Consider the following 17,226-nt stretch of genomic DNA (forward strand, 5'->3'; position numbering starts at 1 on the left):
TTATGCTTAGTAAAAGACCCTCGACAAGAGATAAGTTGCATAACTGGAGGCATCTGAATGCAATCGACCAATTTTAGTGGCAAAGTCTATTTTTATTGCATTCCACCGGATACTCCTGAAAAAACAGGCTATCCCCACACGATGATTTGCTTGGGTGATGGATTAAAAACTTTAGGAATAGATGCTTACGCCAATATCAACTATTGGCGGCTAGCTCCAGAGACAGAAGAGTACCTGTTTCGCCACGACCCTGAAATTACACCAGATGACTGCTCAATTGTTGTCCTCAATCAAGATTGGTTTCAAGTGGCAAATAAGCCTTTTCCACAACATTTATTTCATCCCAATCGAAAATATATTACTGTCTATCTAGACAGCGATGATGGTAGTAAAACGCACGCTTACAAACCCGAATTTCGCCAGTTCGATTTTATTTTTAAAGTTAGTTGTAACCGTTACTTTAAATATCCCGGCAATATTCACCCTTGGGCGCAGGGAATATCTAGCCGGATGTTGCGAGAATTAGAAAACATTCTACCGATCCAGGCAAGGAAAAGACAATTATTAGTGAACTTTAGAGAACCGCACAAAATTAAGCACTCTGTTAGGCGAATAGTTCGTAAAGAACTGCTGCCTCAAATCGATGCGGCTCTACCAGTTAATAATGTCGTTGAAGGTCTGGATAACTTTTCTACAGAGCCTTATCACTACATGAATTGGTCGCAAACAGGGAGAAGACATTCGCCAGGTTATTTCCAAAGTTTAAAAGATTACGCTGCTTGCGCCTGTTTTGGTGGCTTTTTTGTCACTCCTGTACCTCGCGATCCTTCTACGGCAACAAGTCGTTTGCTCAAAAAAATTCTCAGCAAATTGGAGTGGAAATCAAATCGAATTACAGATTGGGATAACTGGCGTTACTGGGAGTCTCTTGCAGCAGGATGCGTTAGCGTGCGCGAGGATTTTGACAAGTACGGTTTTATGATTCCGGTCATGCCAGAAAACTGGCGACACTACATTGGGATCGATCTGAGCAATATCAAACTAGCTGTGGATAGAATAGCCAGCGAACCAGAAATTTTAGAAAAGATATCTATTGAAGGCAGACAGTGGGCGCTAGAAAATTACAGCCCCGTACCTACAGCGTTACGCTTTCTGAATACAGTCAGCGAAAAATTATAATAATTATTAACCAGCTATGTCTACTAATATAACAGCGCCAGAATCGTTAGTTAGTGTTATTATTCCTACCTACAATCGCCCAGAATACTTGAGAAAAGCGATCGCGAGTGCGGTACGCCAAACATATCGGAATATCGAAATCGTCGTATCTGACGATTGCAGTCCTGACAATCCTCAAGCAATTATTGACGAGTTTCAAGACTCCCGAATTCGGTTACGCCGCAATCCACAGAACTTAGGCATTGCATTAAATGTCACGAGTGCATTTAAAGAAGCACAAGGCAAGTATGTTGCGAGTTTAAATGATGACGATCTGTGGAATGAAGATTATTTAGCAAAACTCGTACCGTATCTCGATGCTAATCCAGATTTGGTTGTCGCTTTTTGCGATCATTACGTGATTGACTCAGAGGATAAAATCGATTATCTAAAAACTGAGGAAAATACGCGGTATTGGCAGCGATCGCGGCTTAAAGAAGGAGTTTATCAACCTTTTTACGAGTTGAGTGTGGTCGATCAGTCCGTATTCATCGCCCTAGCAACTGTCATCCGTAGAGATGCGATCGATTGGGATAGCATCCCGCTGGAAGTAGGATTGTTTTGGGATCTCTACTTGGCGTATCTTGCTTGTCGATCTGGTAAGGGTGCTTACTACTATCCCGAAAGATTGACGCGCTACCGCATTCACCCCCAATCAGAGACGCAAATCAGCGGCAAAAAAAACGTGCAGGCGAAGATTCGCACGGGTAAAGCAGGAATTTTTTGTTACGAGCAATTCATCGCAGATAAGCGTTTACAACAATTTCGCCCGTATTTTAGAGCCAAATTAGCACAATCTCACACGACTTTGGGAATTGGTCTGATGCGGTCTGGACAAATTGCGGCAGCACGCCCCCATTTCTGGAAAGCAATCCAATACCAATTAAATTTGCGTAGTGTAGCTGCACTGACCCTGAGCTTTACGCCTGGGTCAATCGTCAAGCTATTAAAAGTCTAATCGGGTGAGTCGTGGAGTTAGCAAGTCATGATGATTTCTGTTTTGATACCTACTTATCGCCGTTCGCAAGACTTGGCACGCTGTTTAGTAGCTTTACAACAGCAAGCTCGACCGGCGGATGAGGTGCTGGTGGTCGTCCGCGATAGCGATACGGAAACTTGGCAACTACTAGCAGAATTAGACCCTCATGCTTTACCGATACGCACTGTCAAGGTAGGCGTACCAGGGGTAGTAGCAGCCATGAATGCAGGCGTTGATGTGGCAAAAGGAGAGATTATTGCCATTACCGATGACGATGCCGCACCTCACGCCGATTGGCTGGAGCGGATAGAAGCTCACTATTTAGCAGATGAGAAAGTGGGTGGTGTTGGCGGACGCGATCGAATGCACTACGGAACGCAGCTCGTCGAAGGTCAATCTCATGTAGTGGGTCGATTGCAGTGGTTTGGACGGGCAATTGGCAACCACCATCTTGGCGTAGGAAATGCCCGTGAAGTTGACATACTGAAAGGGGTAAACTCCAGTTATCGGCGTTCGGCGATCGCTCATATTCGCTTTGATGAGCGGATGCGGGGTACGGGGGCGCAGGTACATCACGAATTGATGTTGTGCCTAACTCTAAAACGGGCTGGCTGGAAGCTGATTTACGATCCTCAAATAGTCGTCGATCACTACCTCGGGCAGCGGTTTGATGAAGATCGGCGCAACCAGTTTAATGCAATTGCTTTTAGCAACATGACATATAATGAAACCTTATCTTTGCTGGAACATTTAAGCCCGATACGGCGAACAGCCTTCGCGATCTGGGCGGTTTTGGTAGGAACGCGAGATGCTTGGGGTTTAGTACAGTTATTGCGGTTCTTACCGAGTCAAAGAAAATTAGCTTGGCAAAAGTGGCTTGCCTCCATGCACGGGCGCTGGCAAGCGTGGTTAACTTGGAGCAATGGCGATCGCTCCTCAGAGGTATGGGCGCAGCATTTGTAATTCGTAATTCGTAATTCGTAATTCGTAATTCGTAATTATCAATTGAGAAATCTGCCTTGGTTTAAATGCTGTCATCATGGAGATGCTATTAGGTGAACTCTAAGCAAACACTTTCAACTCCTACTTTCGGATTGCAACCAGCGCCAGCTTGGATGGCAATTATCGGATTTTCACTGATTACAGCACTGTGCCTGGTTGCTGCTAGCGGGATCGCACGCTACGCTTTTCCCCTAAGTGCTTTTGTTGTGGGTGCGTTTCTCTATTTTCGCTATCCTGTCTTTTACGTCAGCTTTACTTGGTGGATTTGGTTTCTCACGCCGTTGCTTGCTCGCATCGTCGATTTTAAGAGCGGCTGGGATGCACAGCGTTTAATGCTGGTCACGCCTTTTCTCGTCTCGTTGCTAAGCGGGATTACTCTCATCCGCTATTTACCTAAAGCATATCGTCAAGGCGGCTTACCCTTGATCTTGGCTTTTGTTGCCGTACTCTATGGTTTTCTAATCGGATTGGTGAAGAATTCGCCTATGGCAGCAACGCGAGCGAGTCTGGACTGGTTCACGCCAATCCTGTTTGGCTTCCATCTATTTATCAACTGGCGCGATTATCCCAAGCTCAGCAAGATAATTCAGCAGACTTTCCTTTGGGGCGTGCTAGTTTCCGGTGTCTATGGTGTCGTGCAATACTTAGTTGCACCAATGTGGGATCGGTTCTGGATTATTGAAACAGAATTGGTGACAAATGGCAGACCAGAACCACTTGGCATTCGCGTGTTTAGTACCATGCATTCGCCCTTTCCTTTTGCCGTGGCAATGATGGCGGGTCTGGTGTTGTTATTTAACACGAAAGGAACTTTGCGTATCCCTGCTTCTGTAGGGGGGTATTTGGCTTTTCTGCTATCGGCAGTAAGAGCAGCATGGGGCGGGTGGCTAGTGGCACTTATCACCTTGCTGACTTCCATGAAAGCACGCCTACAGCGACGATTAATTATTTCCATCTTAGTGATGTCTGTGTGCGTGATCCCGTTGGCAACGATCGAGCCTTTCTCGGAAGTCATTAATACTCGCTTACAGTCCTTTTCAGAGATTCAAAAAGATACCAGTGCTAACGATCGCGCTGCTACCTACGAGCAACAACTCAATCTTGCCCTATCTGATTTTCTCGGTAAAGGGTTGGGAGGGATGTACGCTACTAACAGTGAAGGTCAGTTAGAACAAGTTATCCTCGACAGTGGCGTTCTCGATTTATTCTTCACCCTGGGCTGGTTTGGTGCGATCCCCTACTTGGGGGGCATTGTTCTCATTATCTATACGCTGCTGCAAAATTCCGAACTGCGGTTGGACTCTTTTGCTAGTGCTGCCCGTGCGATTAGTATTGGCGTTCTCGTTCAGATGCCACTGGGAAATACCATAGTTTCGCTTGCGGGTATGGTTTTTTGGTGCTTTGTGGCTATGTGTTTGGCAGCACGTAACTACTACCAGCAGCAGAAGCGATCGCAGTCAACGAATATGGTAGGGAGTAGGGATCGGTGACCAGTGACCAGTGACCAGCGACCACCGATCGATTAATTCTGAATTCCGCGCTTGCGAATTCTCCCCACACCCCACACCCCATTCTTCACTGATAACTGTTAACTGTCTTCACGCATGGCAAGTTCGTCATAGACTGCTAGGGTTTCTTGATGAACTCTAGTCGCCGTCAGACGTTCTATATTCTGTCGTGCTTTGTCTTTCCAAGCGTGGAGAATTGGCGGCTCGTTCAGTAATTCAGTCAGAGCAGCTGCTAAAGCATGACTGTCTGCTGCTGGGACTAAGATGCCTGCCTTCCCACCGTCCAAAGCTTCAGGAATGCCATCGACGTGAGTGGCAACAATAGCACATCCTGCTTCCCGCGCTTCTGGAATCACCAAAGGAGAGGGATCGCGGTGGGAAGCCAGTACGAAAATGTCAGCAGCCATTAAATAGCGTTGCGGTTGTGGTTGAAACCGCTCGAAGTGGATGCGATCGCTAACAGGCGTGTTCCGTGCTTGAGCTTCAAATAGTTCGCGATCGGGACCATCCCCAACTAAGTAAAGATGAGCTGTAGGAAAATCAGCAGCAATTTGGGCAAAGGCAGCAACTAACTCAGCAATCCCCTTGCGTTTGTACATTCCCGCCACGGTCACGATCGCTGGGTGTTTTAGAGTTACGGGGACGCACTCTTTGAGTTGGCAAGTCCGAGGGCTACCTAGCGTACCGTTGGATATCACCCGCAGTTTTTGCTCTGGAATACCACGCCGTACCATAGAGTCTGCCACAGCCTTGCTGACTGCAATGACGCGATCTGCCAAACCCATCAGAACAGCACTACGCTGAAATTCGTTATGTACCGTCGATACGAGAGCGTATTGCGACTGAAATCTCAAAGTACTTGCTAAGACAACTCCCGTCATCATATGAGCATGAACGATGTTGGGGTCAAACTCTTTGACAATGGCTCGATAACCTCTAGCAGCTTCGATCAACTCGATTGGTTTTCTCGTCTGGTCTAGTTTGAAGTGCTCGACACCATGTTGCATGAGTAACTTCTCATAGCCTCCCCCAGCAGAAGCCACACCCACTTTGCAACCCGCCTGTGCTTGCAGACACGCTAAATCTACCGCTACGTTAACTATGCCGTTACCAGCTTCTAGCACGTGATTCAAAATATGCAGTACGTGCATTTATATCCCTACAATTTCTACAATGTCAGATAAGTTATGAATGCGTGCCATATGCACGAACAAGATTGAAAAAGTGAAGGTTATTTATGCATAAACTAGAAGCAAATAAATCCTTCACCATAGTAGCTGCGATTTGTCTATTTTTTGAGCGTTTTATGCGCAAGCTTAGGACGTGCGGAGAGTCACATCATCCCACTTCACGTAGTCTCCTTTTTTTCCAGTTCCCGTAGTTCCTAACTCTACGACTGCCCAGTCTCGGGAGATGGGTAAGGTGATTTCTAAATATTCCCAACCATTTTTCTTGGTGGCAGTTTTTGACATCTCTGCATCTCCGTCGCGATCGTCATAGCCGAGAATTTTGAGCGTCGCCTTGGCATTGCCGTTGACATATGCCCAAGCACCGATCGCCACTTTTTTGCCTAGTGGCAGCTGACCGGCAATTCGTCGGACTCGGACTGGCGTACCCGCTGCGGTGCCATCCAATTTGACGTAACCCTTACCTTTGTGCGCTCCACGAGCATCGTTACGCACGAAAGTTACGTAAGGTAAAGGTCCCATATCGCCGATGTCGCCAGCACCAAAATGTACCCACTCAGTCTCAGGATTGTTGGCAGACTCAAAACCTTTATTGGCGAGTGGTTGGTTCAGACGCATACTTTTGATTTTCTGATAAGTTGTGGTGGGCTTAAAATTTGGGGCGATCGCCCACTCATCATGACCGTCAAGATCGAATAGTATGGCGTTGTCATAACCGAATCTTTTGAGCTGTTGCCCGAAGATCGCAAACCACCGACGACGACAGTTTTCTTTTTCAGCCGCCGAACCAGGACACCAGCTTGAAATGACTCCGGCTTCGCTAATGGCAAGCGGTTTTCTGATGCCGCGTGCTTCTAGCGATCGCCAAGGATGCCCGAAACGATTGTCGGCGATTTGTCCGCCATAGGCATGTAAGCCGATGTAATCGCTCACCTTATCGATGCCGCGATCGAGCATTTCATCTAGGATATGGGATTCAATTCCTGAAATTGGGGGTGATTCGATCTTAATTCTCGGGTCAATGGCTCTAGCAGCTTTAAAGGCAATCTGAGTCATGTCTACGCACTCTTGAGCTGACATCTTGCCATTGCCATAGTCTAATTCTGGTTCGTTGTCAATAATATAATAGAAAATTTTACCTTTGTAATGTGCCATGACATTGCGAACGAAATAATTGAAGTTCGCTTGCCATTGCTCGTAGTTGCTATCTCGATCGACTCCCAATCGAGGAGATACAACTGTATGAATTTTCAGCCCTGCATCGAGATACTTCTGCACGGCGATATCTCTAGCAAACCAATCAAAGGATGAGCCTTCCGTCTTACCACCAACACCATCCATCCCCATACGAACTAAGCCTAAGCCTAGATCCTTCGTATGTTTGATCGATCGCGCCACATATGCTGGATCGGTGTTATAGCCAGTACCGTTATTAATTCCCAGATATGGACCGCTGGGAGTAGCTCTGACACTAGCGCTGGGCGATCGCGCTGGAGGTTTATTAGATGTGACAGAGAATAAATTTGGAATGAGATAAATAGAAATTAAACTAAAAATAATCAACCCAGCAATGACACTCAATAAAAGCTTAAATCCCAAGCGACGACGAGCAGGTTGTTTAAACTTAGTCGAATTTTTTTTAGATCTCTTCAACATTTCAATTAGTGTCGAGCTATTATGCAATCGATTTGAGAGTTTTTTGCTGTCACGATAACATCATAAATAATAACTTACCCGTGAAAAGGCGATCGCCTTTTCCACGGGTAAGCTGAGAAATCTAGGTTAAGCTATGGCACGTCCGCACTTAGAGTACGCGGACGCTCACGTCATCCCACTTCACAGAGTCGCCTGCTCTGCCAGTTCCCGTCGTTCCCAGTTCGACTACTGCCCAATATCTGGAGATAGGAACGGTAATTTCTAAATACTCCCAACCGTTTTTCTGAGTTGAAGTCTTCGAGATCTCGGCATCACCATTTCTAAAGTCATACCCCAAAGCTTTTAGCGTTGCTGAGGCTCCGCCACTGACATAGACCCAAGCACCAATTGCTACCCTCTTGTTTTTTGGCATATCGCCTAAAATTCGCCGGATTCTAATTGGCGTGCCAGATCCAGCCCGACCGCTCTCTAACTTGACATAGCCTTTACTGCCGTTACGCCCTCCTTGATTGCTATCATTCTGGACGAAGTTGATATGAGGTGAAGTCCCTTTATAAATCCACTCGTCGTTGTTATCGGCAGGAGTCCACTCATTTTCAACGTTATTCGCTGACTCAAAACCGCCATTCGAGAAAGTCTTATTTAGACGTAAATCTTTAATTTGGTAATAAGCTTTCGTGGGGTTAAAGTCTGGCGCAACAGCCCAGCTATCGTGACCGTCGAGATCGAATAGGATGGCGTGGTCGTAACCAAATCTTTTTAGTTGTAGCCCGAACATGAGGAACCAGCGGCGGCGACAGTCTTCGGTTTCAAATTGGGAACCGTTGCAATACTCGTTAATCGATCCCGATTCGCTAATAGCAAGGGGCTTTCTGATGCCGCGTGCTTCCATGACTCTCCAAGGATGACCGAGACGATTCTCGGAAATCTGTCCGCCATAGGCGTGCAAGCCGATATAGTCGCTGACCTTATCGATGCCGCGATCTAACATCTCATTGAGCAGACCGGATTCAATTCCCATCACGGGTGGCGACTCAATTTTAATATTAGGATCGATGGATTTGGCTGTTTCGTAGGCAATCCGAGTCATGTCAACGCATTCTTGAGCTGACATTTTACCGTTGCCATAGTCGAGATCGGGCTCGTTATCGATGATGTAGTAAAAGATTTTGCCTTTGTAGCGCATCATGACGTTACGAGTAAAATAGCGGAAGTTTGCTTTCCATTTCTCGTAGTTACCGTCTCGATTGACGTGCATCCGTGCTGATAACACGGCGTGAATTTTGAGTCCAGCATTGCGATATTTATCGACAACCATATCTCTGCCCGACCAATGAAACCCTGCACCCTCCGTATTACCCCAAACGCTATCCATACCCATACGGACGACTTCTAATCCCAGGTTTTTGGTGTGTTGGATGGAGCGATCGACGTATCCTGAGTCCATGTTGTAGCCAGTGCCGTTATTCATGCCCAGAAAACTTGTCAAGGCTGCTGCTGGCAACGTGTAGAGGAGAGCTGAAGCAATTAATACTGAAACAATTGACTTAGACGATTTAGCTTGTCGTTCTGATAACTTTTTTGGAGCTATGTTTTGTAGTTTCTGGTAGAATTTCATTGTTTACCTCTAAATGGAATTAATGCAGCACGAGTTGACGATCGCACTTCATCTGCTACTCAATGCGGTTTGAGTAGACGAGAAGTCAATCGTGCAGAAAGCTGCTTTATTGCTGAAGATCGCGCTGCAATATTGGCAAGCTAGAGGGAAGGGTTAGCTGGCTAAGGAAAGTGAAGCAGCGCTTTATGCAAATAGCTTTTCCAGTAGTTAAAGAAAGAACTATTTCAGTATGGTTATGCAATAGAGCAGTGTAGTGAAATGGAAAGAATTTAAGTCATTACACTTGGACTTGGTAATGAAGTTTCTGAAAAAAGCAGAATGCTTTACAAGAGCTTTACATGACCAATCTACAACTAAAGTAGGCTTACTCAGATGTGGATTCAAGAGGAATTTTACTGATCTACCTACTAGCCGAGATTTCCCCGATAGCCTTGTTTTATATAACTTTTATCGTAAAAATACTACTAGTGAAAATACTGTTAAATCGAGGGATGCAGAGCATATTATTGAGCAATCTCACTGGAAATATAGTTATAGCTATCTTGAAATTTTAAAATTGTAAGAATACAATCTTGGAATTTATTAAAATAAAAAAATTTAGGCTCTGCATCCGTACAAAGCATAGTAAAATCTTGTAAATTTGCGATCGCTACTAACTTAATCGAGCGATCGCCTAATGTTTTAGTTCTTTACAATTTCGCCAAAATTTGCCAACACGCGAGCATGATTGCGAAGTAAACCGAGTAGATTCAAGCGATTGCGCCTAATTTCTGGATCGGCATCCATAACTAAAACGCTTTGTTCTCCATCGAAGAAATTGCTAACAGTAGGAGCAATTTGAATCAAAGCATCTACTAATTGTTGATAGTTCCGCGATTCTCTAGCGGCTTGAGTTTGGGGAACGAGTTGCAATAAAGCATCGTAGAAAGCTTGCTCGGAAGATTTTTGAAAAAGTTTTGGCTTGACTAAGTTTTCTGGCTGCAACTGCGTGAAATCTAAATCTCCTTGAGCCGCGAGACGGGTGGAACGGTTGACGGTTTCGTAGATTTTATCTAGAGTGCCGTTATTACGAATAGATTGTAAGAAAAGAGCGCGATCGCGTACATCTAATAAGTCTTGTAATGCCCGTAATCTGTATTCAGCATCGCTTTCTCCCAGTACGGCATTGACTAAATCGTAGTCGATACTTCGTTCTTCTTGTAATAGCGTGCGAATTCTTTGAATGAAAAATTCCTGTAGAGATGCGTTTAACGTCTCCATACTAGTTTTGGCATAAGTTTTAATAAAATCTCTTGCCGTTTGCTCTAATAATTGGTAAAGATTAATTGATAAATTAGCCGCCCATATAATGGAAACGATCGCATTTGCCGCACGGCGCAGAGCAAAAGGATCGGAGGAACCTGTAGGTAGCATTCCTAAGCCGAAAATGCTGACTATGGTATCGAGGCGATCGGCAACTCCGACAACTTGACCTGCTAAAGTTTCAGGTAGGCGATCGCCTGCATTACGTGGTAGATAATGTTCAAAGATAGCTGTAGCTACGGTTTCCGATTCACCACTTTCTATAGCATATTTTTGTCCCATTACGCCTTGCAATTCTGGGAACTCAAACACCATTTGGGTGACTAAATCTGCTTTACACAAGCTAGCAGCGCGTTCGATTTGGTGGCGTTCTTGTTGGCTTACTTGCAACTGTTCGTTAATTTGCTGCGCGATACTAATAATGCGTCCAACTTTGTCGCCAACTGAGCCTAAATCTTCTTGAAATGTAACTTTTTCGAGTTGCAGTAAATAGCTTTCTAAAGGTTTTGCCAAATCGGTTTTGTAGAAAAATTGTCCGTCAGCTAACCTGGCGCGAATCACTCGTTCGTTACCTGCGGCAATAATATCTGATTTAGCAGGATCTCCATTAGAAATAGTAATAAAATTCGGTAGTAGAGACGCACGGCTGTGCGCCCCTACTTGAAATATGGGAAAATATCGTTGGTGGCTTACCATTACCGTAGTAATCACTTCTGGAGGTAAGTTCAAAAATTCTGAGTCGAATTTTCCGACTACAGCAGTAGACCATTCAACTAAATTCGTCACTTCTGCTAATAATTCGGGATAGATCGTAACGCTACCATTTAATTGTTGCGCGATCGCATTGACTTGTGCTTCAATTTTTGCTTTGCGCTGTTCGACCTCGACATCGACAAAAGCAGAACGCAAGCAAGAGACGTAATCAGTGGCTTGGGGAATGGATATTGATTCTGGATGTAAAACGCGGTGTCCCCACGAAATGCGATCGCTTTTAATTATTTCGGAACTATTTTCAATTTGAATTGGTAAGACTTCTGTATCTAATAAAGCGACCAACCACACAATCGGACGGGAAAACTTTAAATCGCCGTCTCCCCAACGCATAAACCGCTTCCCTTCTAAGCCGAAAATCCACTCAGGGACGAGTTGAGACAAGATTTCTGCGACAGGACGACCTGGATAAGAGACGCGGACAAACACAAACTCGCCTTTATCCGTAGGACGAATTTCTAAAGCATCTAATTCTACCCCTTGCTTTTTGGCAAAGCCTTCAGCAGCTTTTGTGGGTTTCCCGTCTCTAAATGCAGCTTGCGCGGGTGGTCCTTTAATTTCCTCGTCTCGGTCTGGTTGTTGCGATGGTAGACCTTTGATGAGTACGGCGAGGCGGCGGGGAGTACCGTAAACTTCGATTGCTTCTGCCGTAAGATTATGATTGGTAAGACTTTGGGGAATACGCGATCGCCATTGCGCGATTGCGCTATCGACAAAACTGGCGGGGAGTTCTTCGGTTCCGACTTCTAATAGGAAATTAGGCATAGCACCCTAGATTGAGCGAGGCTTCATAAAAGACCTAGTTTCAACAGTTTACCGTGCCTGCAATCCTATTGGGTATGATGGACGATTGGTAGGGTGCATTAATTAACGCACCCTACTAATCTTACGCACCCACAGATTCTTTAGCGGCGTACATCACTTCGACAGTGATTTCGGTAAAATTGCGATCGCGGGCAAATTTTTCGGTATTCCGCTTGACTTTTCCGCGCACGAAACCAGGAATTTTATTTAATTCTGCTTGCGCTTCTCTCGTCCAAGCCAAGTCAGTATCGGCAGATATTCCCTTGGTGATTACTTCCTTGGTGTCGTGTCCGCCAAAGATTTCTAACAGGTGGTCTTCCATGCCCAGAGTAAAGGAATTGTACACCAAATCGGCAATTTGATTTGTGCCTTCGTAACCCATAAAAGGCTTGTAACCGATGGGGAAGTTTTGAATGTGGATTGGTGCAGCAATTACGCCACAAGGGATATCTAACCGCTTACCTACATGGCGTTCCATCTGCGTACCAAATATAGCAGAAGGTTCGACACGGGCGATCGCATCTCCAATTGCACCGTGATCGTCTGTAATAATCACCTCATCGCAATATTCGCTGACCTGTTCGCGGAACCAGTCAGCATCGTATTTGCAGTAAGTTCCAGCCCAAACAACGTGAATTCCCATTTCCCGTGCGAGAATTTTAGTTATGGCGGCGGCGTGGGTGTTGTCGCCAAATACGACAGCTTTTTTACCCGTCAAGTTTTGGCAGTCAATCGAACGCGAGAACCAAGCAGCTTGAGATACGTAGAGAGTTTGGTTGTTAATATACTCTTCGTAGTCAACATTAGCACCTTGAGCGTTAATAATCTGCTGGATTTTACGTAGGCAACGAGCAGTCTCGACTACACCCATCGGAGTAATATTGACATAGGGTATGCCAAATTCTTGCTCTAAGTAATTGGCTGTCAACAAGCCGAGTTCTCGATATGGGACAAGATTAAACCACGCACGGGGTAAGTTTTTTAACTCGTGAACGGAAGCACCTTCGGGAATGACAGCATTTACCTCGATTCCCAAGTCAGCCATTAACCGCTTCAACTCGGTGCAGTCGTGTTGGTTGTGGAAACCTAGAGTAGACACACCGATGATATTGACTGAAGGCTTTTCGGTTTTAGCTGTAGGTAGTTCGCCTTTCTTGCGTGCTTTCTCGATGTAGTAGCGGACAATTTGATCTAAAGTGCGATCGGCTGCTTGTAGTTCGTTGACGCGGTAGTGGTTGACATCCGCCAGTAGTACGTCAGCTTTTGCTTCCAGCGATGCTCTTTCGACGAAGTTTTGTAGGTCTTCTTGTAAAATGCTGGAGGTACAGGTAGGAGTTAATACGATCAGGTCTGGGTGTTCTTCCGCATCTTTACGGGTGATATTATCTACTACCTTCTCCTGAGAACCACGGGCAAGGACATGTCTGTCTACAATGCTAGCTGTAACTGGGGTAAAATTTCTTTCTCGCTCCAACATCGATCGCATGACGTTGAAGTAGTCATCGCCTAGAGGCGCGTGCATAATTGCGTGGACGTTTTTGAACGAGCTAGCGACACGCAAGGTTCCTATATGTGCGGGACCAGCATACATCCAGTAAGCCAATTTCATATCTACGATACTCCCCTCTGTGAAATGCGAATCGTTGAATATTAAAGTCCGTTTGTTTGTTGATTGTCGCAAACATTGCGATCGCACTAAACACGGGGCGTTGAATGACTGTACGCGAGGAAGAATGGCTGTAATTATGATGGGACAATGAATTGGGATGTTCAAGTGGCAAGCGATCGCTTGATTCCCGCAATGATTCTTGATGTTTAGTTATATTCTGTTGTATTCAAAATGCTGCCTTGAAAGTCTTTGACTAAGATTGTATTTATATCTTTTGCTTCATTTCGAGGAGTAAAGTAATGGGTGATTTTAACTTATTCACATTCGAGGTTAATATTGTTTCTGTAGCTTGGGAATTTACGATACAAACTGTTCGGAAGTTACCCTTAAAACCACACTAGATAACTGCTGGTTCTATGCTTGCTACACTATTAGCTAATAAAAAACATTTCCCTTTCACCACTATCTTCAAGTTTTTAAAATTTATCTAGAAGAAAATTGGCTGGATTTTTTCTTGAGTTGGACAGGGTTTTTACTTTGGGAGCTGAGATATTAGGTTTGCTTTTGATTTTGATAATTGCCGATCGATTGCTGAAATACTCTGCTTCAACTTGCAGTGCCTGGAGTCTGTATATTTCTGTCAGTTGTTGTTATAAATTCATATAAGAGAGCAGAGCGTTTTTTAGATATGTCCAACTTGTAGGATAAAACCAGTCTGATAAATATTTATATGAAATTATTGTTCGATCTCATATCCATTTCTACGCTTAGCGAATGGAAGTTAGAGAAGTAATTAGACTTATCGGGGAAAATGGTTGGTATTTAGCTCGAACTAGAGGTAGCCATCGTCAATACAAACACCCTACAAAATCTGGCTTAGTTACTGTTCCAGGAAAGCTGAGCGACGATCTTGCACCAGGAACATTAGATAGTATTTTAAAGCAGGCAGGTTTAAAGTAATGCGGTATCTAATTATTATTGAGGAAACAACAACTGGTTATTCAGCATATTCACCCGATTTACCTGGGTGTGTCTCCACTGGTGAAACTCGTGAAGAGTTGGAGCAAAATATGCGCGAAGCAATAGAGTTTCATTTAGAGGGACTTAAGTTAGAAGGTTACAAAATTCCTCAGCCGTCTACGTCATCTGTTTATATTGAAGTAGCAGCTTGATTAAATTTATCTTGCTACGGCTGAGTCATCACCATCAGACGAAAGACTTATTATCGAGTCGAACCTGTAGCGATCGCTCACAGCTAATGTATAAATCTTTACATCTAGGCGATCGCATCCAGGGAAATAAAGGGAGATTCTGATTCGAGTTTTTAGATTCAAAAGTTCGGGCAAATTTTAACTAAAAAACTTGAAGATTTTCTTATAAGCTTTCTCTTAAAAGCATTCTATAAGAAATTCCAATCGATTGCTTGGCTAGAACGCTCAAATCCTAGCAAAATAGTCATATATGTACTGCAAATCGCGACATTTTAAGCGCGGGAAATTTTTATTTTTAAATGAAATAATGACTGATAAATCAAGCTAATCAGTTAGCTATATGCAAACAATAATTCATTTTGTAAGATGCTCGTTCAGAGTGAAAATTCTGACAAAATCTTGAATTATGAAGAAAATTTGCCCAAATTTAGGTTTAACTCTGGCTACTTCGCTGTTTTTAGCATCCTGTGGAGGAGTACAAGAGCAAGCTTCACAACTTAAAGACAAAGCGAATCAAGCTCAAAATGTGGCTCAACAAGCCCAAGATGTTGCTAGCAAAACAACCAGTGCGATTGGTAATTTGGGAAATCTCAAAGCAACGATTCGTCCCTTGACTGATGGCACAACCCAAACTTTATCTGCTGTGAAAGCTGGTAACTTTTCAGCCGCACAAACTGAATTTACCAAGCTACAAGATAGCTGGAAAGGATTAGAAGGTACTCTCAAGACTGTATCCCCCAATGCTACCAAAACCATTGGCGAGAAAATTACAACTATTGCGACAGACTTGAAATCGGGTTCGCCAAATGTAGCAAAACTCACTACGGAATTACAGGGACTTTCAACCGCATTTAGCAGTCTTACAAGTGGTACTCCTGGGGTAGCTGCTAACACCAGTTCCCCTACTGAGACGGGAACGGCTAATAGCAATGCTGGTAGTGCTACAGCTATTCAAAGTAACTTGGTAGCAATGAAAGACGAACTAGCTAAGGCAAGCACTGCTGTAGAATCAAAAGATTTTGCTACTGCAAAAACTGCTTTTGGTGCTGCTCGCCAAACCTGGTATAAGTTTGGTGGTAGCGTCAAACAAAAATCTCCCGACACCTACCAAAGGCTAGAAGCAGGGGTGCAAGATGTGAATTCTGGACTGAGCAAAGCACAGCCTCCACGAGATACTGTTTTGACTAGCTTGAAGACGCTTTCTACCGATTTAGACGGCGTGAAATAATCATTTAGTAAGGTGGGCGTTGCTCACCCTACTCTGGGATTTCTATGACAATATTCCTGTACAAATATGTAATTAGTAATGCGATCGCTCGTGATACTATATTATCAATTACCTAGATGGTTTACTTCATAATGGAAATCTAAGCATTTTTTTAAAAATCAAAAATATTCCCATTATAAAGTAGATAATACCACAACTGCGAACCATATTCTATCCCGCCCCCTTATGTTTTTAACCTATCAACAATAGCTTGCACCTAAAGATTGAAATCGCCCAAGGCTTGACGTTGTGCTGCTAGTAAATCTTTAATTCCAAGTTCTGCCAAATCCATAATTCGATCCAATTGAGTGCGGCTGAAACTACCTGCTTCGGCGGTTCCCTGGAGTTCGATAATTTCTAATTGGTCGTTCATGACCACGTTGAAATCGATATCGGCAGCGACATCTTCTTGGTAGTTGAGGTCTAGAAATGGCACACCTTCAAGCAAACCTACAGAAACGGCGGCGATTTGGTGACGGATGGGCGATCGCGTCAGATCTCCCCGTTCTAAAAGCTTGGCGATCGCATCGGCAAGCGCCACAAACCCGCCTGTAATTGCTGTGGTTCTCGTACCTGCATCCGCCTGCAATACGTCAGCATCTACGGTGACTGTATGCTCTCCCAATGCTTCTAAATCGAGTCCGGCTCTCAAGCTGCGTCCGATTAACCTTTGAATCTCCTGCGTCCGTCCAGACAGCCTGTAGGTTTCTCGTTCTTGGCGTTGGTGGGTAGCAGTGGGAAGCATTCTGTATTCAGCCGTCAGCCAACCCTTGCCCGAACCTTCCAAAAATCTAGGGACTCCAGGCTGAATCGATACGTTACACAACACCTGAGTATCGCCGCACTGAGCTAAAACAGAGCCAGTGGCAAAACGAGTAAAATCCCGTGTAAAACTGATAGGACGCAGTTGATTTGCTAACCGATTATCCAAACGCTCCCAGGTCATGGTTCTTAGCTGTAGTGACCTAAATCAGAATACAGGGTCGAGCATACAGTTAACACTTTCGCTAGGCTTAATTTTTTGTAAACTTTTGGCGTGGAATATGTGGAGGGCGATCGCTATGCTGGGAAGTCAAAAGTCAAAATGCTGCAAC

Annotated in this window: 13 protein-coding genes; 7 read left to right on the forward strand and 6 right to left on the reverse strand. The window is 44.5% G+C overall.

The features are described from left to right. The first annotated feature begins 57 nt into the window (after positions 1 to 57). The 4 genes from CHRO_RS01165 (at position 58) to CHRO_RS01180 (ending at position 4,689) form a co-directional block, all read left to right on the forward strand. Positions 58 to 1,179: a hypothetical protein gene (locus tag CHRO_RS01165; protein ID WP_015152340.1), complete on the forward strand. Its 1,122-nt coding sequence runs from the start codon at positions 58 to 60 to the stop codon at positions 1,177 to 1,179. Positions 1,180 to 1,195: 16 nt separating this feature from the next. Further along, positions 1,196 to 2,176, forward strand: a complete 981-nt coding sequence (locus tag CHRO_RS01170) for a glycosyltransferase family 2 protein (RefSeq protein WP_015152341.1) — start codon at positions 1,196 to 1,198, stop codon at positions 2,174 to 2,176. 27 nt (positions 2,177 to 2,203) lie between these two features. Beyond that, positions 2,204 to 3,160 (forward strand): glycosyltransferase family 2 protein, encoded by a 957-nt coding sequence (locus tag CHRO_RS01175; protein WP_015152342.1) that lies wholly within the window; start codon positions 2,204 to 2,206, stop codon positions 3,158 to 3,160. A gap of 92 nt (positions 3,161 to 3,252) precedes the next feature. Continuing rightward, on the forward strand, positions 3,253 to 4,689 hold the full coding sequence (locus tag CHRO_RS01180; RefSeq protein ID WP_015152343.1) for an O-antigen ligase family protein: 1,437 nt from the start codon (positions 3,253 to 3,255) through the stop codon (positions 4,687 to 4,689). A 98-nt stretch (positions 4,690 to 4,787) separates the two neighbouring features. Here CHRO_RS01180 and CHRO_RS01185 read toward each other — a convergent pair whose 3' ends face one another. The 5 genes from CHRO_RS01185 to bchB form a co-directional block, all read right to left on the reverse strand. Continuing rightward, positions 4,788 to 5,858 (reverse strand): glycosyltransferase family 4 protein, encoded by a 1,071-nt coding sequence (locus CHRO_RS01185; protein WP_015152344.1) that lies wholly within the window; start codon positions 5,856 to 5,858, stop codon positions 4,788 to 4,790. A 165-nt stretch (positions 5,859 to 6,023) separates the two neighbouring features. After that, positions 6,024 to 7,550: a glycoside hydrolase family protein gene (locus tag CHRO_RS01190; RefSeq protein ID WP_015152345.1), complete on the reverse strand. Its 1,527-nt coding sequence runs from the start codon at positions 7,548 to 7,550 to the stop codon at positions 6,024 to 6,026. A 148-nt stretch (positions 7,551 to 7,698) separates the two neighbouring features. Beyond that, positions 7,699 to 9,168: a glycoside hydrolase family protein gene (locus CHRO_RS01195; protein ID WP_015152346.1), complete on the reverse strand. Its 1,470-nt coding sequence runs from the start codon at positions 9,166 to 9,168 to the stop codon at positions 7,699 to 7,701. Between the two features lie 681 nt (positions 9,169 to 9,849). Continuing rightward, positions 9,850 to 12,006 (reverse strand): glycine--tRNA ligase subunit beta, encoded by a 2,157-nt coding sequence (gene glyS / locus CHRO_RS01205; protein WP_015152348.1) that lies wholly within the window; start codon positions 12,004 to 12,006, stop codon positions 9,850 to 9,852. Positions 12,007 to 12,127: 121 nt separating this feature from the next. Beyond that, complete coding sequence (bchB, locus tag CHRO_RS01210) at positions 12,128 to 13,654, reverse strand: ferredoxin:protochlorophyllide reductase (ATP-dependent) subunit B (protein ID WP_015152349.1); 1,527 nt, start codon at positions 13,652 to 13,654, stop codon at positions 12,128 to 12,130. A gap of 774 nt (positions 13,655 to 14,428) precedes the next feature. On the opposite strand from bchB, the gene CHRO_RS01215 reads away from it, so the two are divergent. The 3 genes from CHRO_RS01215 to CHRO_RS01225 all read left to right on the forward strand — a co-directional run bounded on the left by CHRO_RS01215 (position 14,429) and on the right by CHRO_RS01225 (position 16,093). Next, complete coding sequence (locus CHRO_RS01215; protein WP_015152351.1) at positions 14,429 to 14,614, forward strand: type II toxin-antitoxin system HicA family toxin; 186 nt, start codon at positions 14,429 to 14,431, stop codon at positions 14,612 to 14,614. Continuing rightward, positions 14,614 to 14,826 carry a type II toxin-antitoxin system HicB family antitoxin gene (locus tag CHRO_RS01220; protein WP_015152352.1) on the forward strand — a complete coding sequence of 71 codons (213 nt, stop codon included), beginning with the start codon at positions 14,614 to 14,616 and terminating at the stop codon, positions 14,824 to 14,826. Before CHRO_RS01215 ends, CHRO_RS01220 begins: the two co-directional genes overlap by 1 nt. A 445-nt stretch (positions 14,827 to 15,271) precedes the next feature. Next, positions 15,272 to 16,093 (forward strand): hypothetical protein, encoded by an 822-nt coding sequence (locus CHRO_RS01225; protein ID WP_015152353.1) that lies wholly within the window; start codon positions 15,272 to 15,274, stop codon positions 16,091 to 16,093. A gap of 256 nt (positions 16,094 to 16,349) precedes the next feature. Here CHRO_RS01225 and rph read toward each other — a convergent pair whose 3' ends face one another. Beyond that, positions 16,350 to 17,078, reverse strand: coding sequence for a ribonuclease PH (gene rph, locus CHRO_RS01230; RefSeq protein WP_015152354.1), 729 nt, complete (start codon positions 17,076 to 17,078; stop codon positions 16,350 to 16,352). Positions 17,079 to 17,226: the final 148 nt, after the last annotated feature.

The organism is Chroococcidiopsis thermalis PCC 7203 (assembly GCF_000317125.1).
GTDB lineage: Bacteria > Cyanobacteriota > Cyanobacteriia > Cyanobacteriales > Chroococcidiopsidaceae > Chroococcidiopsis > Chroococcidiopsis thermalis.